The sequence below is a fragment of the Bradyrhizobium sp. Leo78 genome (assembly GCF_059512425.1).
Genome location: NZ_JCAMOT010000014.1, coordinates 96356 through 117335, shown reverse-complemented (window position 1 = coordinate 117335; position 20980 = coordinate 96356). Strand labels below are relative to the sequence as shown.

The following is a 20980-nucleotide window of genomic DNA, read 5'->3' as shown; positions in this document are numbered from 1 at the left end:
GATTCTGCAGCACAGCTTGCGCGGCTGCCCGAATTACTTCTGCGCCGTTACCATCGGGCAAGCGCTGCTCGAGAGCGGCGGAAATGCGTCCTTGCCTTCGACGGTCGCGAGTATCCTGAAGACATCGGACGGGTCGGACACCTCGCTCGCCTTCTTGACCTCGGCGAGGTACATGTCGTGCACCATCAGGTTGTCGGCGCGAAGCTTGCCGTTTCGCGCGAAGGCATCATTGAAGGTGCGGCCCTGCAAATCCTTGACCACGGCGGCAGGATCCTTGGTGTTCGCGGCCTGGACCGATTTGATGTAGTTCAACGCGGACGAATACACGCCCGCCTGCATCATGCTCGGCGGCTTTCCCATCTTGGCGGCATAGCGCTTTGCGAATTCGCGCGTCCGGTCATCCATGTTCCAATAGAAGCCGATGGTCGCAAGCAGGCCCTGCGCGCTCTTCAGGCCAATGCTTTGGATGTCATTGACGTCAATCAAGAGGGCGATCATCCGCTGGCCGCCACTGGTGAGGCCGAATTCTTCCGCCTGCTTGATGCCGTTCTGAGTGTCCGCGCCGGCGTTCGCGAGTGCGATGACTTTCGCGCCCGAAGACTTGGCCGTCAGAAGGACCGAACTGAAATCCGCCGTATTGATCGGATGCGGCGCATGCCCCAGTGACTTCCCGCCGCCCTTGGTCACGACTTCCGTAACATCGCGCTCGAGCGCATGGCCGAAAGTGTAGTCAGCAACAACAAAGAACCACGTGTCGGCTCCACGCTTCAGCAACGCTTTCCCGGCTACGTTCGCGAGTGCGTAGGTATTGTATGTCCATTGGATGAAATTAGGAGAACATAGCTTTCCACTCAGATCCGCGGAGCCGCCCGCGGATGTGATGAACATCTTGTTTCGATCCTTGGCGAAGTTCTGGACCGCAATGCAGACTGATGACACCGGCACGTCGAGGATGACGTCGACGCCATCCTGATCGTACCATTGCCGCGCAATATTTCCGCCGAGGTCGGGCTTGTTCTGGTGATCGGCCGAAATCAGCTCGATGGGTTTGCCCAGGACGCTGCCGCCACACTCCTCGATCGCCAATTGGGCGGCCGCCACCGATCCCTTACCGCTATTATCTGCGAACAGTCCATTCATGTCCGTCAGGACACCGAACTTTAACGGCGTATCTCCGGCGGCGCGGACAATCGCCGGCGAGAAGACCGTGGCACCAAGGCCAGCGAGAAATGTGCGCCGTTTCATCTTTTCACTCCCTTTTTTATTTTGCTGCAGTTTGCGTTGTCACTCGCAGTTCTGCAAGTCATCCGTCAAGGGAAAGCGGGAGCAATCCACACAAGCGCCATCAGTCCCGCTGTTTGATGCGACCGATCCGCTGAGCAACACAGGTGAGGGGGATTGAATGAAGCGTGTCGCGAGCGGCTGTTCCTGCAGTGCGGTGCTTTGGCGCCTTGGCAACCATCCGCTCGGGGATTTGCATTTGCCGAGGAGGTTTCGATGGCCTCAGAATTCAACGTCGGCAACGCCGCTGACTATGAACAGCTCATGGGCCGTTGGAGCCAAAGGCTCGCGCCCCTATTCATTGGTTTCGCGGGGGTCGCCGACGGCGAAAAGATCCTCGACGTCGGCTGCGGGACTGGTAGCCTGACTTTCGCGCTCGCCAGGGCCGCCGGCCTCAGCGAGATTGCCGCGATCGACTATTCGCCGGTCTTTGTCGAGGATGCCATCCGCCGCAACACCGATTCGCGGATAGATATCCGGCAAGCCGATGCCTGCGCGCTGCCCTTCGAAAGCGACACGTTCGACCGCGCCTTGGCGCTGCTCGTGCTTCACTTCGTTCCCGAAGCCGGCAGCTGATGATCCGCATGGATTACCTCAGCTTCGACGACTACTGGGCGCCGATTGCCCAGGCGAAGGGCCGCTCGGCAAATACATGGCAACGCTCGACGCTGCCGAGCGCGGCCGCACCAGCGCCGCCGTGCACGATGCCTACGAGGCCGGCCGGCCCGACGGTCCGAGATCGTTTGCGAACGTCGCGTGGGCCTGCCGAGGTGTCGTTCCTTAGGGCACGTACTCATAAATCCGGCTCCGAAGATCAGGGTGCGTATGATGTCCGTTGTACGCCTGATAGCGGCGCGATAGCGGATCTCACCAGAGGTCCGAGTTGGGCCACAAGGAGACCTCACGTCCGGTAGACGAAACTTGAGGGCGCCCGACAAGCCAGCGACGTGCGCTGCCATGGGCTAGCTTGCGCCGAGCTTTTCATGGTGGCTGAGGGCACTTCGCAAAGAAACGGCTAACCACATTGCGACGGCTGCAGAGGGGAGGCATGGAAAGGTCAATCAACCAATGATAGCGTCTGTATCCCTAGATCAACCAAAGGGAACTGCCGTGCCTGGAATGACCAAGCTTCGCTCTTGGTTTCTGCCCGCCGCTGTGTGGATCGTTCTCGTTGGAGCTTTCTTCGCCTGGTTTACGCTCACAGCACGCGGCGGTACGCCGGTGAGTCTGATCGTGTCCTGGTTGCCGTTCCTGGCGCTGATCGGCGTTTGGCTGTGGTTTTCGCGCAGGAATGGGCGTGCATCATCCGGAGCGAGTTGGGTCGATCTCTTCGAACAGCAGGTTGTAGAAACCCAACGCACGAACGCATTGCTGGAGAGGATCGCGGCGGCTCTCGAAAAGCAGTCTGCGGGTTAGAGCTCGAACGCTGGCGCATCGTGGGGAGGAACGATATGCGCTTGGCGATTTCCGCGCATCTCTGGCTGGTTGCGTTGACACTCGCAACGACCGCTGCCGTCATCCGGCCCGCGGCAGCGGACGATCGACAGGACTGCTTGCACGGATCGAAGGAAACCGCTGAAACGACCATCGCCGCCTGTACCCGCGCGATCGAAAGCGGCGACTACGATGACCAAGATCTGTCCAGCTTGTATCATGCGCGTGGCTATTCCTGGTCGTGGACAAGCGTCGCCGATCGCGTCGACCGCGCTTTGAACGACTACAACGAGGCGATCCGGCTCGAACCGAAAGCCGCCGGCTCACTGCTCAACAGGTCGCGCATCTACAACCAGCGGCAAGACTACGATCGGGCGATAGCGGACGTGAACCGGGCGTTCGAAAGCGGTCTGTCGGACTACGGAAAACGGGTCGGACACGGCGAGCGCGGGGACGCCTATCAGGCCAAGGGCGACAACGACCGTGCCATCGCCGACTATACCGACAGCCTCGAGCTCGATGCGAACAACAATGTCGCCCTCACCGCCCGCGGCAATGCCTACTATAGCAAAGGCGACCTCGATCGCGCCATCGCCGACTACGACCAGGTGATCGCGCGCGACCCGAAATATGCGGTCGCCTATTACAACCGTTCCCTCGTGTACAGGGCAACGGGTGACCTCGATCGCGTCGTCGCCGACTGCAGTCAGGCGATCGCACTCTATCCGAGATACAGGGACGCCTACTATAACCGCGGCTACGCTTATCAAGCCAAGGGCGATCTTGACCGCGCCATCGCCGACTACGATCAGATGATCGCGCTCAATCCGAACGATAGCGACGCCCATAGCGGTCGCGCCAGCGCGTACCTGTCCAGGGGCGATTTCCGCCGTGCCATCGCGGACTTCGGTCAGGGGCAGGTGCTATCGTGGCTCGCCACGATAGGCCTCTTCGCGGTGGCGGGCTGGCTTTGTTCCCGATTAGATGTGCATGCGCGCAGACGCTGGTCCGGCCGGACGATGATCGAGATGTGCGAACAACAGATCGTCGACATGAAGCACAGGAATGCCGCCCTGGAGAAGATCGCGGTGGCTCTGGAGAAGCACTCGTCGGGTTAGCTCGGGTTTCCCGCAGGACGGTCAGGCGCAACTTGTTGCCGATATTCGTGTCCGGCGGCCCAGCCGTGTGCGCGGCGGCGGTTTCCTCAGGACATTTCCGACAGTGAGCCGGTATGTGTGAAGAAGACTAGATGCCGAAAATTGATACTGTGCGCTAGACCTGTCAGTGACCGCTTCGGGTCCAAAATGCGAATAACTCAATCTGAGCAAATCTAATCTGCTATACTCCACACTCCGGCCTTCGACGCGCTGTGCGGGCACTTCGCCGACGGGCCAATTGCAGAAGTGCACGAGTTCTCAATTGCGAGACAGCGCCAAGTCAAGCGTGAGGGAAACCACTACTAGAGTGAGAATCAATAGCCCGAAAATTGATTTGGTCACCGCGCTCTTCCAGTCGGTAACGACCCGCCCCAACCACAAAATGGCAGGCAGGGATGAACAAACGGCCACGCCGACAGCCGGAGCATGCGCATCGCGCGAAAGACCCAATGGTAGCTTTAGCCCTATGTAAATTAAGAACGCCCCCATATAGATCGACCACGCAACCCAGCAAACCGAGAGCGCTTCCTCCAATGACAACTTTCGACCGAAGAAGCATTTTGGATGCAACACCATGAGCACGGACGCACCCAGCACAGCAAGAACGCCCCACCAAACCGGATCAACGGGAGTCACACTTGGTCCTCACCGATCGCCGCCACGATGATCGTGGCCGCCTTGATGGGCCAGCGGGGAACTGCCATTCCGGACTCGATGTGGGCTTTCTTACGCAGGGTTGGCATGTCCCTTGAGCATTGTTGCAACGCGCCAGCCGAGCCACATCGAAACGCGCACCGGTACCAACCCGATCACGTGAACGAAGCCAAGAAGCAAGAGCGCTCCTTGCGGCTGAGCAGTCATGCTTTCGAACCGGCGCATGCCAACGAAAAAAGATTCGATGATCAAAATCGACGCGAACAAACTTACTAAAAGCAGTTCAGCCGACCAAATATAGGTCCGAATGCTCGCATTGGCAATGGCAGCCGCCAACCCAACGCAAACCCTGGAATGATCGTATAGCAGAGCATCACCGCCCAGCCAAAGAGAACTGGCCAAACAATGTAACAGCCCCAATAGGTAACCACAAATACGAGCTCCACGGGCATGGGCCTCGCGAAATTGTACTTAACGGTTTGAGAGCCTATGATAGTGGTAGAAAGGCTCAGCACAATGGGTGAAGCGATATTTGGTTTATTGCAGGTTGTGGCTTGGTCACCGGCAAACGGTTGCTTCCGTGGGTGTCAGGCGGTCGAGTGATCCTTATGCCGCAGAATACTTCATCCGAGCCGTTCCGGCTTGCTCCTTACAAGCGGCTGCCGAACGGCCAGATTGGCGTAGACCTTGATTGTTTCGCGCCGATCGCTGCACTGTTCTACCTTCTCGCAATCGTAGGATTGTGCAGTCTCTTTCTGTGACACTTCCCGATCCGCGATTACATCGCTAGTACGTGACGTGGTTGGTTGCACTTTGCCGGAAGTCCGGTTGGGGTCACGAGCGGTATGCGCTGGTTAAGCAGAAGATTTTCGCGGGGTCGTCAGAAGCTGACATCTATGCCTTTATGAGTGCATGCCCTACTTCGGAATCCGACGAGCTGTCGCGAAGATAGTATCTTATGGAAGCTCTTTGATGTGGCCGCTGCAATCAACAACGAGCGATACGACTTTGCCGTTCTTCGTGGCCTTGAAAGTAGTAATCTTTCGGGATTTCATTTCCCGGATTTGCGAATAACGCTCGAGCTTCGCTCCAATCTCCTTCAGGCTCAGACCATGGGCGGCCGAGATGGCGCCAATCATCGCTATGGCGCAGAGGGCGGGTTGATAGATTGCTTGAGCCAGCGTCCGTTCTCTCCTCCAGAATCCATCGTCGGGAAAGCTACAGACTGGTCTGGTCGTCGTCACTCCGTAAAAACAAAAGGCGCTCCGGATGGAGCGCCTTCGCATCGTCGTGACAGCGAGATCGGCGGCAGCGCCGCCGAAAAACTCACTGCGAATAGTACATGTCGAACTCGACCGGATGCGGGGTCATCTCGAAGCGCTCGACTTCGGTCATCTTGAGTTCGATGTAGGCGTCGATGAAGTCGTCGTCGAACACGCCGCCGGCCTTCAGGAACGCGCGGTCCTTGTCGAGGTTTTCCAGTGCCTCGCGCAGGCTGCCGCACACGGTCGGGATCGACTTCAGCTCTTCCTTCGGCAGGTCGTAGAGGTCCTTGTCCATCGCCGGGCCCGGATCGAGCTTGTTCTTGATGCCGTCGAGACCGGCCATCAGCATCGCGGCGAAGCCGAGATAGGGGTTGGCCATCGGATCGGGGAAGCGCACCTCGACGCGCTTGGCCTTCGGCGAGGCGGTGTAGGGGATGCGGCAGGAGGCCGAGCGGTTGCGCGCGGAGTAGGCGAGCAGCACGGGGGCCTCATAGCCCGGCACCAGACGCTTGTAGGAGTTGGTGGACGGGTTGGTGAAGGCGTTGATCGCCTTGGCGTGCTTGATGATGCCGGCGATGTAGGAGAGGCAGGTCTCCGAGAGGTCGGAGTACTTGTTGCCGGCGAACACCGGCTTGCCTTCCTTCCAGATCGACTGATGAACGTGCATGCCCGAGCCGTTGTCGCCATAGACCGGCTTCGGCATGAAGGTGGCGGTCTTGCCGTAGATGTGCGCGACCTGGTGGATGCAGTACTTGTAGATCTGCATATGGTCCGCCATCAGCGTCAGCGTGTCGAACTTCATGCCGAGCTCGTGCTGGGCGGAAGCCACCTCATGGTGATGCTTCTCGACCTTGACGCCCATCTTGGCCATGGCGCCGAGCATTTCCGAGCGCATGTCCTGCACCGAGTCCTGCGGGGGCACCGGGAAATAGCCGCCCTTGGTGCGGATGCGGTGGCCGAGATTGCCGCCTTCATATTCGGTGTCCGAGTTGGTCGGAAGTTCCGAGGAGTCGAGCCTGAAGCCGGTGTTGTAGGGCGTTGCCGAATAGCGCACGTCGTCGAACACGAAGAACTCAGCCTCGGGACCGACATAGACGGCGTCGCCGATACCCATCGACTTCACCATCGCTTCCGCCTTCTTGGCGATGCCGCGCGGATCGCGGTTGTAGGGCTCGCCGGTGGTCGGCTCGAGCACGTCGCAGGTGATCACCATCGTGGTCTCGGCGAAGAACGGGTCGATCGTCGCGGTGACGGGATCGGGCATCAGGCACATGTCGGACTCGTTGATCGCCTTCCAGCCGGCGATCGAGGAGCCGTCGAACATCGTGCCTTCGGCGAAGATGTCCTCGTCGATCATGCTGACGTCGAAGGTCACGTGCTGCCACTTGCCGCGCGGATCGGTGAAGCGAAGATCGACGTATTTGACGTCGTTGTCCTTGATCGATTTCAGGACGTCTTTGGCGGTCTTCATGAGTATCCCTTTTGACTTTGCGGGTCGGTTTCCAGGTGAGCGACGTTGTTCTCGCTTTGGCCAGGTTCGCGCGATGATACAAACGAAATCAGGCCGCCAAAGGCAGCCTTATTCTCTTATTGGGCCGCAAGCGGATAGCACCGCGCTCAAATAGCGTCCAGCCCGGATTCGCCGGTTCGGATGCGGATCGCTTCCTCGATGTTGGAAACGAAAATCTTGCCGTCGCCGATGCGGCCCGTCTGCGCCGCGCGGCGGATCGCATCGATTGCCTTCTCGACCAGGTCGTCGCCGATCACGATCTCGATCTTCACCTTGGGCAGGAAGTCGACGATGTATTCGGCGCCGCGATAGAGTTCGGCGTGACCCTTCTGCCGTCCAAACCCCTTGGCTTCCGTTACCGTGATGCCCTGAAGTCCGACTTCCTGAAGCGCTTCTTTCACCTCGTCGAGCTTGAACGGCTTGATGATGGCTTCGATTTTCTTCACTGAAGGCCTCCCGGGCATTTCCAGAATACAGAGTGTAGCTAGGTGCGATGCGCGTGGCGCAATCAGTTCGATCCGTCAACTCCCTGCGGAGCCGGAAACGCCCATTACGGCCGTACACGGCGGCCATCCTGAGCGGCTTCCTCAAAAGCAGGGTCTATGCCAAGTTACAAATGTCCCTGATTTCGGAATGTTATCAGCCTTTTAACGGCAGACAGACAAGGTGGGACCGACCGCCCCATGATACCGAAGCCTTCAAAATAGGCAAACGGATGAATTGGTGTGCATTCATCGGCGGAAGATCGACGCGTGCCGGGCGAGATGCCTGCCGAAAAGGCTGATAGATCGAGGATTCAGCATGGAAGTCCTGACCACGGCTGAAATGGAACGCGCCGATCGGCTGACCATTGCTGGGGGCACACCTGGCTTTTCGCTGATGATGAGCGCGGGGCAGGCGGTCGCCGAAGCGGCCATGGACCTGCTCGAGGAGGGACCGATCCTGGTGGTGGCCGGCCGCGGCAACAATGGCGGCGATGGCTTTGTCGCTGCCGCCGAACTCGCCGCCCGGGGGCGGGAAGTCTCGGTCATCCTTTTGTGCGAGCGCGACAGCCTGAGGGGCGACGCGGCGCTGGCTGCACGCGGCTGGAAATATCCGGTGCTGCCGTTCAACCCGCAGGCGATCGGCAAGCCCGCGCTGATCATCGATGCGCTGTTCGGCGCCGGGCTCGACCGTCCCGTTAAGGGCGAACCCTATGACATGATCGGGGCGGTCAACGCCCATGACGTGCCGGTGCTTGCCGTCGACCTGCCGAGCGGCATCAACGGCACCACCGGTGCTCCGATGGGGATTGCGATCCGCGCCACCGAGACCGTGACCTTCTTCCGGCGCAAGCCGGCGCATCTGCTGTTGCCGGGCCGGGTACATTGCGGCCGCGTCCGCGTCGCAGATATCGGCATCGATCCGAAGGTGCTGGAGGAAATCCGCCCCGCCACCTTCGAGAACGTTCCGTCGACCTGGCAGCACGCGTTTCCGGTGCCGAAGATCGAGGGCCACAAATATTCCCGCGGCCACGTCCTTGCCGTCTCCGGCGACATCGCCGCGACCGGCGCCTCGCGGCTTGCCGCGCGCGGCGCGCTGCGGGCAGGAGCGGGGCTGGTAACGCTGGCCTCGCCGAGCGATGCGCTGGCGGTGAACGCCGCGGCGCTGACGGCGGTGATGGTGCGCGCGGTCGACAATGCGATTCAGTTCGCCGACCTGTTGAACGACAGGCGGCTGAACACCAGCGTGATCGGGCCCGGCGCCGGCGTCGGCCCGCGCACGCGCGATTTCGTCCACACCGCGCTTGCGGCGAAGCGTAGCCTGGTGCTGGACGCCGATGCGCTGACCAGTTTTGCCGATGCGCCGGAGCGGCTGTTCGAGGCGATCAGGGCGTCCCACGGTGCACAGGTGGTGCTGACGCCGCATGAGGGCGAGTTCCCGCGGCTGTTCAGCGATATCAGCAACAAGTATCCCGGTCGCTCCAAGCTCGAGCGCGTGCGCACCGCCGCCGAGCGCTCCGGCGCGGTGGTGCTGTTGAAGGGGCCGGACACCGTGGTCGCCGCGCCCGATGGCCGCGCCACAATCGCCTCCAACGCGCCGCCATGGCTCGCCACCGCCGGCGCCGGCGACGTGCTGTCCGGCATCATCGCGGGGCTGCTCGCGCAGGGCACCCCCGCCTTCGAGGCCGCCAGCATCGGCGCCTGGATGCATGGTGAAGCCGCGGCCGAAGCCGGGCCGGGCCTGATCGCGGAAGACCTTCCCGAAACGCTGCCGGCGGTCTTCCGCCGCCTGTATGACGAGTTGGGGATTGAGTATTGAGGATTCGTAGGATGGGACGCTACGTGAGCTGATATTTCGCGACCGCCGGCTCGTTCCATTCCAGGCCTAAGCCCGGGCCGCGGGCGGTGACTGCGCCGTCGATGACCTCGGCCGGTTTTGCCAGGATGGCGCTGGAGAGGTCGAGGAATTCGAGCCAATGCGCGGTCGGCGTCACCGCGAGCACGTGGGAGCTGGCTTCCGCGAACAGATGGCTCGACATCGGGATCGAGGCGGCATCCGCTTGACCGGCGACCTGCAGCCAGCCGGTGACGCCGCCGACCTTCATCAGATCGGGCATGATGAAATCGCTGGCGCCGACCGAGATCGCCTCGGCAAAGCCGCGCGGGAACCACCAGTTCTCGCCGGCCTGGATCGGGATCGGTGAGTCCATCCGGACGCTGGCGTGGCCGGAGAGATTTTCCTGCGGGACGGGCTCCTCGACCCAATGCAGGTCGTAAGGAGCAAGGCGGGCGATGCGGCGTTTGGCCTCCGCCGGATCGAGCGACTGGTTGAAGTCGATCATCAAGGCGATGTCCGGCCCGATGACGGCGCGTACGCCCTTGACCACGCGCTCGTCATTGGCGGCATCGCCGTCGCCGCCCTTGATCTTGATGCCGCGAAAGCCCTGGTCGAGTGAGCGACGCAGCGCCCGCTCGTCGGCTGTCGGATCGACCACGCCATAGCTGTCATAGGCGGGGAGCGGGCGCGCCGATCCGCCGGGCAACTCGGCGACTGGCTTGTTCGCGATCTGCCCCAGCGCGTCCCAACAGGCCATGTCGAGGCCGGAGACGGCCATGCCGACCAGACCCTGCCAGCCCAGCAGGCGGAATTTGGCGTCCATCGCCTTCATCAGGTCGAAGGGGGCGACCGGCCGGCCGACGAGCTCGCGCCCGGTCTCCTCGACCAGATGAACCAGCGGTTTAAGTGTGAGGCTGGTGTAGGCGAAGATGTAGGAACGGCCGGTAACGCCCTGATCGGTTTCGATATCGATCAGGACCAGCGGCCCGGAATCGATCAAGCCGAAGGCGTTCTTCACAGCACGCTTGAGCGGCACGACGACGGCTCGCGCCTTGATGCCGCGAATCGCTGGAACTGTTTGGCCCATGGTCGTTTCCTCTTGTTCTTATTCGACACTGTACCATCGCACGAGCCGTGGCGCCGCCCAATCGGTCGCGACCTGTTCGATGAGGTAGCGGCCGGCGTACTCGGCCTGAAAGGCGATGCGCTGGGTCTGGCCCGGTTCGACCGCGAGCGTGTCGAGCCAGAACGGCTTCCAGCCGTCGTCGAGCCGGTCGAGCAGGCGGAAGTGATGGCCGTGGAGATGGAAGACGGTGGCGACGGCTGCGCGATTGGCGAGCGCCAGCACCACCGCGCGGCCGGCCTTGGCACGGAAGGCGGGCGGTGCGGACGGGGCGAAGCCGGCCGGACGCGTCCAGTCGGCCGGCGCGCCGAGGACCAGTTCGAACCGCTGCGCATTCTTGAGGTCGAGCTGGGCCGGCAGGCCGTTTGACGGAAGCGGCGGCGCCGCTGGCAGCGGGGCGGCGCGCAGCGGAGCATCGCCGGAAAGCACGAGTCGTCCGACGGAGCGCGCCTCTTTGCCGTCATGGAGCAGGATCGATGCGGTCGCGGCTGTATCGACAAAGGCATCGGCGCGGCCGCCCGGCGCCAGCACGAGCGCGCCATTGCGCGCCGGGAACGGCTCGGCCGGCTCGCCGTCGACGGCCATGACGCGGACCTCGTGGCCTTCCAATTTCGCTGCGAGCACAGTGCGTTGGGAGGCGTTGATGAAGCGGAGCCGCAGGCGTTCATTGGCGCGTGCTGAGAGCTCGAATGAAGTCTGGCCGTTAACGGTATAGACCGGCGTCGCATCCTTGGCGTCCGTCCCCGGCGCAACGGCGGTGCCATCCGGCCGCAGCCGCCATTCCTCGATCAGGAGCACCTCGTCGCGGTCGGCGGAGACCCGCTCGGTTTCGAGGACGATCAGTGGCTTTGCGCGCAAAGGGCGCGGCTGTTCGCCATTCAGGAGGCCGGGGTCGCACAGGAAAGTGCCCGCATGGCGCAGTGGAAGCTGGAAGCTCTCTTTTGCCCCGGCGGCAAGCGGGGGGCGGGCGAGCAGGGGCTCGCCGGCGGGCGCGCCGTCGATTCCCCGGCAGTACACTGCAAGCGGCGCGGGGAGATCGTTGCTGAGCGCCACCTCGACGGTCTCACCGCGATTCGCCCTGATGCCCTCGCCCGGGAAAGACCAGATCGGCGTGGCCATGCCGCCCTGGCGCAGCACCAGGCTGTCGGCTCTCGCGGAAAGGGCAAGCGAATGGCGGGCTTGCGCCAAGGTTGCGGCGGGAAGCCCTGCTTCCAGCGCAGCAGCGCCCAGTCCGGTGAGCAGGATGCGTCGATCGAGCATCGGGAAAAGGCTTGCCATCGGCCCGATCCGGACCATTTTTGCACCTGTGAGTCCAGCGGACATTGAGCCGAGTGGACATCCGAAAAAGGCCATTTTTTTGCTGCGTGGGGGCAGGGCCATGCTATAAGCCGCCGCCCGCGGCATCGCGGCCGGAGATGATGCGCCAAGCGGGTGTGGCGGAACTGGTAGACGCGCTGGATTTAGGTTCCAGTGACGAAAGTTGTGGGGGTTCGAGTCCCTCCACCCGCACCAAGCGCTCATCCAGCGTTTGCATGATCCCTTTCTGGAGGGCCTGTCTCCTTTTTCAGGAGGCAGGTCCGCCGAACCACCGGCGCAGGCGTTGAGCTACGCGTCGAACCATTGACACAGTCGCGCCAACCGAGGCGCGACAGAAGCGGAAGAAGAAGATGCAGGTCACCGAGACCCTGAATGAGGGACTGAAGCACGAGTTCAAGATCAGCGTTCCCGCCACCGACCTGGATGCCAAGGCGGACGCGAAGCTTGTCGACCTGAAGGACAAGGTCCGCATCAACGGTTTCCGTCCGGGCAAGGTGCCGGTCAGCCATCTGAAGAAGATCTACGGCCGCTCGGTGATGGCGGAGACCATCGACCAGACCATCCGCGACACCAACACGCAGATCTTCACGGACCGCGGCTTCCGCCTTGCGACCGAGCCGAAGATCACGATGCCGACGGAGCAGAAAGAGGTCGAGGAGCTGCTCGCCGGCAAGAGCGACCTCACCTACACGGTGGCGATCGAGGTCGTGCCGCCGATCACGCTCGCCGATTTCAAGACCTTCCAGGTCGAGAAGCCGGTCGCCGACGTAACCGACGCCGATGTCGACGAGGCGATCAAACGCATCGCCGACCAGAGCCGCCCCTATTCGGCCAAGAGCGAGGGCGCGAAGGCGGAGAACGGCGATCGCGTCACGATCAACTTCAAGGGCACCATCAACGGTGAAGCCTTCGAGGGCGGAACCGGCGAGGGCATCCAGGTCGTGCTCGGCGCCGGCCAGTTCATTCCCGGCTTCGAGGAGCAGTTGATCGGCATCGGCGCAGGCGAGACGCGCACGCTGCAGGTCACTTTCCCGAAGAACTATGCGAGCGAAAAGCTCGCCGGCCAGCCGGCCGAATTCGAGACCACGGCGACCGCGGTGGAAGCACCCGGCGAGACCGTGATCGATGAAGAGTTCGCCAAGACGCTCGGCCTGGAATCGCTCGACAAGCTGAAGGAAGCCGTGCGGGCGCGGCTGACGGCCGAGTTCGCCACCGGGACGCGTCAGCGCGTCAAGCGCGCGCTGCTCGACCAGCTCGACGAGAACCACAAGTTCGAGGCGCCGCCGTCGCTGATCGACGAGGAGTTCAACTTGATGTGGAACTCGATCAAGGCCGAGATGGATTCCGCCGGCAAGACCTTTGCCGACGAGAACACCACCGAGGACGCCGCCAAGGAAGAGTACCGCAAGATCGCCGACCGTCGCGTGCGGCTTGGCCTGGTGCTGTCGGAGATCGGTGAGAAGAACAAGATCACGGTGTCCGACGACGAGGTCGGCCGCGCCGTCATCGAGCGCGCGCGTCAGATGCCGGGCCGCGAGAAGGAGGTCTGGGACTTCTACCGCAACAACGCCCAGGCGCTCGCCCAGCTCCGTGCCCCGATCTATGAGGACAAGGTGGTCGATTTCATCCTCGAACTCGCCAACGTGACCGAGAAGAAGGTCTCGAAGGAAGATCTGTTCAAGGATGAAGACGCCGAGAAAACTGCGGCGTAATCCCGGCACCTCGTGTTAATGATGAACGGCGAAACCGGCCCGGCGACGGCATTCCGTCGCTAGGCGGGACCAGCCGAATCGGTTTGAGTTGCCGCGTTCGGACCTAGCCATCTGTGCGGTCTTGCCGCCGCGAAAATGGCGCATATCTGAGCGCAGCTTAACGCAGTCCTGCATCACGGGACGACCGTCAGTCCGGGCCAGCCGGCGGACGTTCGGCCCCGCCAACTCCAGGGGTAATCCCATGCGCGATCCCGTCGAAACCTACATGAACCTCGTGCCGATGGTCGTCGAACAGACCAACCGCGGTGAGCGCGCCTACGACATCTTCTCGCGCCTGCTGAAGGAGCGCATCATCTTCGTGACCGGCCCGGTCGAGGATGGCATGTCGACGCTGATCGTCGCGCAGCTTTTGTTCCTCGAGGCCGAGAATCCGAAGAAGGAAATCTCGATGTACATCAACTCGCCGGGCGGCGTGGTGACATCGGGTCTTGCGATCTACGACACCATGCAATTCATCCGCCCGCCGGTGTCGACGCTGTGCACGGGGCAGGCGGCTTCGATGGGATCGCTGTTGCTCGCCGCAGGCGAGAAGGACATGCGCTTCACGCTGCCGAACTCGCGCATCATGGTGCATCAGCCCTCCGGCGGCTTCCAGGGCCAGGCCACCGACATCATGCTGCACGCGCAGGAGATCCTGAATCTCAAGAAGCGGCTGAACGAAATCTACGTCAAGCACACCGGCCAGACCTACAAGGCCATCGAGGATGCGCTCGAGCGCGACAAGTTCCTCACGGCGGATGACGCGAAAGCGTTTGGTCTCGTCGACAAGGTGATCGACAAGCGTCCTGACGATCCGGCTGCAGCAAAAGCCGCGTAGTCTTACGGGATCGCTTGCGCGATTTTGGCGTTGACGACGAAATCCCTGTCGGCAAACTCAGGCGATTGCGGTGCAGTATGCCCCAAGTTGGGCAGAAAGTTCCGCTTTCGCATCGCTCTGTCGCGTGGCAATCTCGCAACGACCGTGCGTTTTCGACAGGTTATCCACGTGCGGACGTTATAAATCACGGTATTGTCACGGTGCCCGGCAAGCACCCGGTTAGCGAATTCTTGATAGTCGGATGACAGCATGGTTGGCTCTGGCGTATCGGATGTAGTTGCGGGGGAGATTCGACTGAACCGCGATTCGCCGGGTCAGTATTAAGTAGGGTCTTTTTTGGTACGGTTTTTGCTCTATCTACACCTAAAGCCCGGACAGTCCCGGAATAGGTCGATGGAGCGACGGGTTCGAACGGCGGACGGAGATAAGAATGAGTAAGGTCGGCACGAGCGATTCCAAGAACACGCTATATTGCTCGTTCTGCGGCAAGAGCCAGCACGAAGTCCGCAAGCTGATCGCGGGTCCCACCGTTTTCATCTGCGACGAGTGCGTTGAGCTCTGCATGGACATCATTCGCGAGGAGAACAAGTCCTCGCTGGTGAAGTCGCGCGACGGCATCCCGACTCCGAAAGAAATCTGCAAGGTGCTGGACGATTACGTCATCGGCCAGAGCCATGCGAAGAAGGTGCTGTCGGTTGCCGTGCACAATCACTACAAGCGGCTCAATCACCAGACCAAGCACAACGACGTCGAGCTCGCGAAGTCGAACATCCTGCTGATCGGTCCGACCGGCTCGGGCAAGACGCTGCTCGCGCAGACGCTGGCGCGCATCCTCGATGTGCCCTTCACGATGGCGGACGCGACGACGCTCACGGAAGCCGGCTATGTCGGCGAGGACGTCGAGAACATCATCCTGAAGCTGCTGCAGGCGGCCGACTACAATGTCGAGCGCGCGCAGCGCGGCATCGTCTACATCGACGAGATCGACAAGATCAGCCGCAAGTCGGACAATCCCTCGATCACGCGCGACGTGTCGGGTGAGGGTGTCCAGCAGGCGCTGCTCAAGATCATGGAAGGCACGGTGGCTTCCGTTCCGCCGCAGGGCGGCCGAAAGCATCCGCAGCAGGAATTCTTGCAGGTCGACACCACCAACATCCTGTTCATCTGCGGCGGCGCCTTCTCCGGGTTGGAGAAGATCATCTCCGCACGCGGCCGCTCGACCTCGATCGGCTTTGCGGCGCAGGTGCTCGCGCCGGAAGATCGCCGCACCGGTGAGATTTTCCGCCACGTCGAACCGGAGGATTTGCTGAAGTACGGTCTGATCCCGGAATTCGTCGGCCGCTTGCCGGTGGTCGCGACGCTGGAGGATCTCGACGAGACCTCGCTGAAGAAGATCCTGACCGATCCGAAGAACGCCCTGGTCAAGCAGTATCAGCGGCTGTTCGAGATGGAGAATATCGAGCTGACCTTCGCTGATGAGGCGCTTGGCGCGGTCGCCCGCAAGGCGATCGAACGCAAGACCGGCGCGCGCGGGTTGCGCTCGATCCTGGAGAGCATCCTGCTCGAGACCATGTTCGATCTTCCGGGCCTCGAAGGCGTGGAGGAGGTTGTGATCTCGCGCGAGGTGGTGGAGGGAACGGCCCGTCCGCTGTACATCTACGCGGATCGTTCCGACCGCGCGGTCGAGAGCAGCGCGAGCGCCTGATCGCGCTCGCGGGCGGCCGCTGAATGAACGAAAATACCGATGGCTGCCGGATTCCCGGTGGCCATTTCGATGTAATTAATGCTGCGTGTTTATTCCGGATTTTCCGGTATTTCTAAGTACTTGACACCCCCATGGCCGATAGCCACCTAATGCTGTCGGTGATGAAGATTTACGTCTCAAGATTCGTCATCTGATATCTGAAACGAGCGGCCGAGGGCCGAGCGACATTCGGATCATACAGGCACCTTGTGGTGGTTGCGCAAGCAAGCGGGCCGCGTGCAAGGGGGCACAACGAAAGGAATAGGCCATGACAACCTCAAAACCCCGGCCATCGATTGTCTACGGCGAAAGCCATTCTTATCCGGTGCTGCCGCTCCGTGACATCGTTGTCTTCCCGCACATGATCGTGCCGCTCTTCGTCGGCCGCGAGAAGTCGATCCGCGCTCTTGAAGAAGTGATGAAGAACGATGCGCTGATCCTGCTCGCGACGCAGAAGAACGCGTCCGACGACGATCCGGCGCCCGAGTCGATCTACGAGACGGGAACGCTCGCCAGCGTGCTGCAGCTCCTGAAGCTGCCCGACGGCACCGTGAAGGTGCTGGTCGAAGGGCTCGAGCGCGCGCGCGTCGAGAAATACTCCGACCGCAGCGAGTTCTACGAGGCGACCGCCGTCGCGCTCGCCGACACCGACGCCAATTCGGTTGAAGCCGAAGCCCTGGCGCGCTCGGTCGTGTCCGATTTCGAAAGCTATGTGAAGCTGAACAAGAAGATATCCGCCGAAGTCGTCGGCGTTGTTCAGGGGATCACCGATTTCGCCAAGCTGAGCGACAACGTCGCTTCGCATCTGGCGGTCAAGATCGCCGATCGCCAGGCGATCCTGGAGACGCTGTCGGTCACCCAACGCCTGGAGAAGGTGCTGGGCCTGATGGAGAGCGAGATCTCGGTCTTGCAGGTCGAGAAGCGCATCCGCTCGCGCGTCAAGCGCCAGATGGAGAAGACCCAGCGCGAGTATTACCTGAACGAGCAGATGAAGGCGATCCAGAAGGAGCTCGGCGACGACGAAGGTCGCGACGAGCTGGCCGATCTGGAAGAGCGCATCAACAAGACCAAGCTGTCCAAGGAAGCGCGCGAAAAGGCGCAGCATGAGCTGAAGAAGCTGCGTCAGATGTCGCCGATGTCCGCGGAAGCGACCGTGGTGCGCAACTATCTGGACTGGCTGCTGTCGATCCCGTGGAACAAGAAGTCCAAGGTCAAGAAGGATCTGGAAGCCGCGCAGGCGGTGTTGGACTCCGACCATTACGGGCTCGAGAAGGTCAAGGACCGTATCGTCGAGTATCTCGCGGTGCAGTCGCGCGCCAACAAGCTGACCGGACCGATCCTGTGCCTGGTCGGGCCTCCCGGCGTCGGCAAGACCTCGCTCGGCAAGTCGATCGCGAAGGCGACGGGGCGTGAATTCGTGCGCGTCTCGCTCGGCGGCGTGCGCGACGAAGCCGAGATCCGCGGTCACCGCCGCACCTATATCGGCTCGATGCCCGGCAAGATCATCCAGTCGATGCGGAAGGCGAAGACCTCCAATCCGCTGTTCCTGCTCGACGAGATCGACAAGATGGGCGCCGACTTCCGCGGCGATCCGTCATCGGCGCTGCTCGAGGTCCTGGACCCCGAACAGAACTCGACGTTCAACGACCACTACCTGGAGGTCGACTACGACCTGTCGAACGTGATGTTCATCACGACCGCGAATACGCTCAATATTCCGGGACCGCTGATGGACCGCATGGAGATCATCCGGATCGCCGGCTACACCGAGAACGAGAAGGTCGAGATCGCGCGCAAGCACCTGATCCCGAACGCGCTCTCCAAGCATGGTCTGGATTCCAAAGAATGGTCGATCGATGACGATGCGCTGCTCTTGATGATCCGCCGCTACACCCGCGAAGCGGGCGTGCGCAACCTGGAGCGTGAGCTCTCCACACTCGCCCGCAAGGCGGTGAAGGAGCTGATGATCTCCAAGAAGAAGTCGGTCAAGGTCACCGAGAAGAACATCGAAGAGTTCCTCGGCGTGCCGAAGTACCGCTTCGGCGAAATCGAGAGCGAGGACCAGGTCGGTATCGTCACCGGTCTGGCCTGGACCGATGTCGGCGGCGAGTTGCTCACCATCGAAGGCGTCATGATGCCCGGCAAGGGCAAGATGACGGTCACGGGCAATCTGCGCGACGTCATGAAGGAATCGATCTCGGCGGCGGCGTCCTACGTCCGCTCGCGTGCGATCACCTATGGCATCGAGCCGCCGCTGTTCGACAGGCGCGACATCCACGTGCACGTGCCCGAGGGTGCGACGCCGAAGGATGGACCGTCCGCAGGCGTGGCGATGGCCACCGCGATCATCTCGGTCATGACCGGCATTCCGGTCCGCCACGAGGTCGCGATGACCGGCGAGATCACGCTGCGGGGCCGCGTGCTGCCGATCGGCGGTCTGAAGGAGAAGCTCCTGGCTGCCGCCCGCGGCGGCATCAAGACGGTGCTGATCCCCGAGGACAACGCCAAGGATCTCACGGAGATTTCCGATGCGATCAAGGGCGGCATGGAGATCATCCCGGTCTCCCGGCTCGACGAGGTCGTCGCCAGGGCGTTGGTGCGGGTGCCCACACCGATCGTCTGGGAAGAGGAGACCAAGGTCGACGTCAAGCCCGAAGCTGCCGAAGAGACCGGCGGCCTGACGGCGCACTGACCGGACCGGATTGCTTGAACAACGAACGGCGCCTTCGGGCGCCGTTTTTGTTTATGGGAGTTTCGCGCGAAGATAACGCGCCAGGACAAGCGGCAGGCAGAGAGGAGGGCGCCATGAAGATCGACGGACAATGCCATTGCGGCTTCGTGACCTTTGATGCCGATATCGATCCGGAGCGGGTCTCGATCTGCCACTGCACGGATTGCCAGACGCTGACCGGCTCGCCCTACCGCGTCACAGTGATCTGCGCCGGCGAAGCGATACGCCTCACGGGCAAATCGCCGAAAATCTATGGGAAGCCCGGCGACAATGGCCGGATCCGCTTCCAGCATTTCTGCCCCGAATGCGGTTCCCCGCTGTTCACGAGCGGCGAGGACGGTGGCCCTGAGGATTGGGGCATCCGCTGGGGCAGCATCCGCCAGCGCGACCAATTGCGGCCGCGGCGCCAAATCTGGTGCCGCTCGGCCGCGCCCTGGATCAATGATCTCAAGGCATTGCCGGGACTTCCGACTGAATGATGGTAGCCACCTTGCGCCGCGGGCCAGGGCGAGGGTAAAGAAGCAGGCGAGGGCGGCTAGCTCAGCTGGTTAGAGCATCTCGTTTACACCGAGAGGGTCGGGAGTTCGAATCTCTCGCCGCCCACCATAATTTCAATGGCTTAGCCTTTGCTCCATTTCGGTTCGGATCAGTTTCGGCACAGGAATCATACCTCAGACGATCGTGATTGGAAGTCCGGGTGGTGCTTTCCATAGGTTTTTTCCAGCACCGCGGTGGACATCCCGAGCCGCCCAGCGGCCTCCCAAATGTCGATGCCTTCCTGCATCAACCAGGTCGCGTGCGTGTGGCGAAGGGTGTGCGGGCTGACATTGGTAAGCTTCGCGGTCTCACAGGCAGTATCCCATGATCGGCGCAGCTTCTGGACCGGCTCGCCATCGTAGTGGATCACCCACTTGATCTGAATCTCGTTGCCGTTCTCGTCCTTGATCTTGTCCTTGGCCTTCCAGCGACGGAGCAGCCGCACAACGGCTTTGCCGAGCCGCACGGGCGGCTTGCGCTTGTTGGCGGCCTCAGTCTCGCCGGCCGACTTGCGGTTCATCACGCCGCTGCGCAGGTCGATCTGGTCCCATTTGAGATTGAACAGAACGCCAGAGCGCGAACCGGTCTTGAGGCCAAGGATTACGAAGCGGTAGAGGTGCGGCCACCGCATCGCGGCCCGGCGCAGGCGCTTCGCCTCTTCGCGGGTTAGCCAGCGCTCGCGGGGCTCTGCCTTCTCCGGGAGGACGATCTGCGGCTGGCGCGCCAACTGCTCCTTGTTGCTGTGCCAATAGAACAGGGCAGCGCGCAGGACTTCCAGATCCCGCCGGGCGGCGGCTGGCTTCCGGTCCTTCGCATAAGCCTCGCAGTTCACCGCGTTCACGTCGCTATCCACCAGCGGGAATCGTCCCAGCGATGGGATCGGCAGTTGGCGCAGGGTGACCCGCTCGGTCAGGTCTCAACCAATGTCCCGAAGGGCAGGGGTCCGTTCTTCAACCATGCGGACGATCCGCCGCTGCAGGATGCCTTCTACCGAGCCGCGCTGGACGCGCTGATCGACTGCGCGCCCTATGCGTCGAGGTGGAAAGACTGGTCGCCTGGCGGGACCATGACGCTGCTCGAGCAGTACAACGGCCTTGGCTACTTCAACAAGGGGCTGCCGTCGCCTTACATCTGGTCGGGGACCGATCAGTACGTGAAGGGCAAGTATGTGGCTGACGGCGTGTTCGATCCGAACGCCGTCGATAAGCAACTCGGCTGGCGACTGGCACGGATGCGAGTCTGCCGGGGCTCGCGGGTAGCAACTCCTATGTCTGCGCGGAGATTTTCAATTCCCCCATAACCAATCTCGACAGCCGCGC

At 61.9% G+C, this 20980-nt stretch carries 18 protein-coding genes, 2 tRNA genes and 1 pseudogene; 11 read left to right on the top strand and 10 right to left on the bottom strand.

Going from position 1 to position 20980, the window contains the following annotated elements; genetic code table 11:
* Window positions 1-33: 33 nt before the first annotated feature.
* Window positions 34-1245 carry an ABC transporter substrate-binding protein gene (locus AC5ZG1_RS19560; protein WP_456642320.1) on the bottom strand — a complete coding sequence of 404 codons (1212 nt, stop codon included), beginning with the start codon at window positions 1243-1245 and terminating at the stop codon, window positions 34-36.
* 252 nt (window positions 1246-1497) lie between these two features.
* On the opposite strand from AC5ZG1_RS19560, the pseudogene AC5ZG1_RS19555 reads away from it, so the two are divergent.
* Window positions 1498-2065 (top strand): annotated as a pseudogene (locus AC5ZG1_RS19555) (class I SAM-dependent methyltransferase).
* Between the two features lie 490 nt (window positions 2066-2555).
* A complete protein-coding gene (locus AC5ZG1_RS19550) occupies window positions 2556-3833 on the top strand; it encodes a tetratricopeptide repeat protein (RefSeq protein WP_496133823.1) in 1278 nt (425 codons plus the stop codon).
* Between the two features lie 297 nt (window positions 3834-4130).
* Here the strand turns inward: AC5ZG1_RS19550 and AC5ZG1_RS19545 are convergent, their stop codons facing one another.
* From AC5ZG1_RS19545 to AC5ZG1_RS19525, 5 genes are all read right to left on the bottom strand, one after another.
* On the bottom strand, window positions 4131-4508 hold the full coding sequence (locus AC5ZG1_RS19545; protein ID WP_456642323.1) for a hypothetical protein: 378 nt from the start codon (window positions 4506-4508) through the stop codon (window positions 4131-4133).
* A gap of 90 nt (window positions 4509-4598) precedes the next feature.
* On the bottom strand, window positions 4599-4862 hold the full coding sequence (locus tag AC5ZG1_RS19540) for a hypothetical protein (protein ID WP_496133790.1): 264 nt from the start codon (window positions 4860-4862) through the stop codon (window positions 4599-4601).
* 620 nt (window positions 4863-5482) lie between these two features.
* Window positions 5483-5665, bottom strand: coding sequence for a hypothetical protein (locus AC5ZG1_RS19535; protein ID WP_456671193.1), 183 nt, complete (start codon window positions 5663-5665; stop codon window positions 5483-5485).
* A gap of 187 nt (window positions 5666-5852) precedes the next feature.
* Window positions 5853-7262 carry a type I glutamate--ammonia ligase gene (glnA, locus tag AC5ZG1_RS19530; RefSeq protein WP_456642325.1) on the bottom strand — a complete coding sequence of 470 codons (1410 nt, stop codon included), beginning with the start codon at window positions 7260-7262 and terminating at the stop codon, window positions 5853-5855.
* 146 nt (window positions 7263-7408) lie between these two features.
* Window positions 7409-7747, bottom strand: coding sequence for a P-II family nitrogen regulator (locus AC5ZG1_RS19525; protein ID WP_011441447.1), 339 nt, complete (start codon window positions 7745-7747; stop codon window positions 7409-7411).
* 355 nt (window positions 7748-8102) lie between these two features.
* Here AC5ZG1_RS19525 and AC5ZG1_RS19520 point away from each other — a divergent pair, with 355 nt between their 5' ends.
* Window positions 8103-9602, top strand: a complete 1500-nt coding sequence (locus tag AC5ZG1_RS19520) for an NAD(P)H-hydrate dehydratase (RefSeq protein ID WP_496133789.1) — start codon at window positions 8103-8105, stop codon at window positions 9600-9602.
* A 19-nt stretch (window positions 9603-9621) separates the two neighbouring features.
* Here AC5ZG1_RS19520 and AC5ZG1_RS19515 read toward each other — a convergent pair whose 3' ends face one another.
* Complete coding sequence (locus AC5ZG1_RS19515) at window positions 9622-10707, bottom strand: enolase C-terminal domain-like protein (protein WP_496133788.1); 1086 nt, start codon at window positions 10705-10707, stop codon at window positions 9622-9624.
* Window positions 10708-10725: 18 nt separating this feature from the next.
* Window positions 10726-12021 (bottom strand): multicopper oxidase family protein, encoded by a 1296-nt coding sequence (locus AC5ZG1_RS19510; RefSeq protein WP_496133787.1) that lies wholly within the window; start codon window positions 12019-12021, stop codon window positions 10726-10728.
* A gap of 149 nt (window positions 12022-12170) precedes the next feature.
* On the opposite strand from AC5ZG1_RS19510, the gene AC5ZG1_RS19505 reads away from it, so the two are divergent.
* The 3 genes from AC5ZG1_RS19505 to AC5ZG1_RS19495 all read left to right on the top strand — a co-directional run bounded on the left by AC5ZG1_RS19505 (window position 12171) and on the right by AC5ZG1_RS19495 (window position 14649).
* Window positions 12171-12255, top strand: a tRNA-Leu gene (locus AC5ZG1_RS19505).
* Between the two features lie 155 nt (window positions 12256-12410).
* Window positions 12411-13772: a trigger factor gene (gene tig, locus AC5ZG1_RS19500; RefSeq protein WP_130227026.1), complete on the top strand. Its 1362-nt coding sequence runs from the start codon at window positions 12411-12413 to the stop codon at window positions 13770-13772.
* A 241-nt stretch (window positions 13773-14013) separates the two neighbouring features.
* Entirely contained in the window at window positions 14014-14649 is a 636-nt protein-coding gene (locus AC5ZG1_RS19495; protein WP_028162822.1) for an ATP-dependent Clp protease proteolytic subunit, read from the top strand.
* A 2-nt stretch (window positions 14650-14651) separates the two neighbouring features.
* On the opposite strand, the gene AC5ZG1_RS19490 is transcribed toward AC5ZG1_RS19495, so the two are convergent.
* Complete coding sequence (locus AC5ZG1_RS19490; protein ID WP_130227025.1) at window positions 14652-14900, bottom strand: hypothetical protein; 249 nt, start codon at window positions 14898-14900, stop codon at window positions 14652-14654.
* Window positions 14901-15079: 179 nt separating this feature from the next.
* Between AC5ZG1_RS19490 and clpX the strand changes: the two genes are divergently transcribed.
* The 4 genes from clpX to AC5ZG1_RS19470 all read left to right on the top strand — a co-directional run bounded on the left by clpX (window position 15080) and on the right by AC5ZG1_RS19470 (window position 19730).
* A complete protein-coding gene (clpX, locus tag AC5ZG1_RS19485; protein ID WP_024506813.1) occupies window positions 15080-16354 on the top strand; it encodes an ATP-dependent Clp protease ATP-binding subunit ClpX in 1275 nt (424 codons plus the stop codon).
* Between the two features lie 307 nt (window positions 16355-16661).
* A complete protein-coding gene (lon, locus tag AC5ZG1_RS19480) occupies window positions 16662-19085 on the top strand; it encodes an endopeptidase La (RefSeq protein ID WP_456642330.1) in 2424 nt (807 codons plus the stop codon).
* 113 nt (window positions 19086-19198) lie between these two features.
* Entirely contained in the window at window positions 19199-19603 is a 405-nt protein-coding gene (locus AC5ZG1_RS19475) for a GFA family protein (RefSeq protein ID WP_456642331.1), read from the top strand.
* A 50-nt stretch (window positions 19604-19653) separates the two neighbouring features.
* Window positions 19654-19730, top strand: a tRNA-Val gene (locus tag AC5ZG1_RS19470).
* Between the two features lie 58 nt (window positions 19731-19788).
* On the opposite strand, the gene AC5ZG1_RS19465 is transcribed toward AC5ZG1_RS19470, so the two are convergent.
* On the bottom strand, window positions 19789-20502 hold the full coding sequence (locus AC5ZG1_RS19465; protein WP_496133786.1) for a site-specific integrase: 714 nt from the start codon (window positions 20500-20502) through the stop codon (window positions 19789-19791).
* 45 nt (window positions 20503-20547) lie between these two features.
* Between AC5ZG1_RS19465 and AC5ZG1_RS19460 the strand changes: the two genes are divergently transcribed.
* The gene (locus AC5ZG1_RS19460) at window positions 20548-20961 is read left to right on the top strand and encodes a hypothetical protein (RefSeq protein ID WP_496133785.1); all 414 of its coding nucleotides are present in this window, start codon (window positions 20548-20550) and stop codon (window positions 20959-20961) included.
* Window positions 20962-20980: the final 19 nt, after the last annotated feature.

Bases quoted from the DNA above. Each gene is read 5' to 3' on its own strand.
- AC5ZG1_RS19560 (WP_456642320.1), bottom strand. From the start codon at position 1,245: ATGAAACGGCGCACATTTCTCGCTGGCCTTGGTGCCACGGTCTTCTCG.
- AC5ZG1_RS19535 (WP_456671193.1), bottom strand. From the start codon at position 5,665: ATGATTGGCGCCATCTCGGCCGCCCATGGTCTGAGCCTGAAGGAGATT.
- glnA (WP_456642325.1), bottom strand. From the start codon at position 7,262: ATGAAGACCGCCAAAGACGTCCTGAAATCGATCAAGGACAACGACGTC.
- AC5ZG1_RS19520 (WP_496133789.1), top strand. From the start codon at position 8,103: ATGGAAGTCCTGACCACGGCTGAAATGGAACGCGCCGATCGGCTGACC.
- AC5ZG1_RS19515 (WP_496133788.1), bottom strand. From the start codon at position 10,707: ATGGGCCAAACAGTTCCAGCGATTCGCGGCATCAAGGCGCGAGCCGTC.
- AC5ZG1_RS19510 (WP_496133787.1), bottom strand. From the start codon at position 12,021: ATGGCAAGCCTTTTCCCGATGCTCGATCGACGCATCCTGCTCACCGGA.
- tig (WP_130227026.1), top strand. From the start codon at position 12,411: ATGCAGGTCACCGAGACCCTGAATGAGGGACTGAAGCACGAGTTCAAG.
- AC5ZG1_RS19495 (WP_028162822.1), top strand. From the start codon at position 14,014: ATGCGCGATCCCGTCGAAACCTACATGAACCTCGTGCCGATGGTCGTC.
- AC5ZG1_RS19490 (WP_130227025.1), bottom strand. From the start codon at position 14,900: ATGCTGTCATCCGACTATCAAGAATTCGCTAACCGGGTGCTTGCCGGG.
- clpX (WP_024506813.1), top strand. From the start codon at position 15,080: ATGAGTAAGGTCGGCACGAGCGATTCCAAGAACACGCTATATTGCTCG.
- lon (WP_456642330.1), top strand. From the start codon at position 16,662: ATGACAACCTCAAAACCCCGGCCATCGATTGTCTACGGCGAAAGCCAT.
- AC5ZG1_RS19475 (WP_456642331.1), top strand. From the start codon at position 19,199: ATGAAGATCGACGGACAATGCCATTGCGGCTTCGTGACCTTTGATGCC.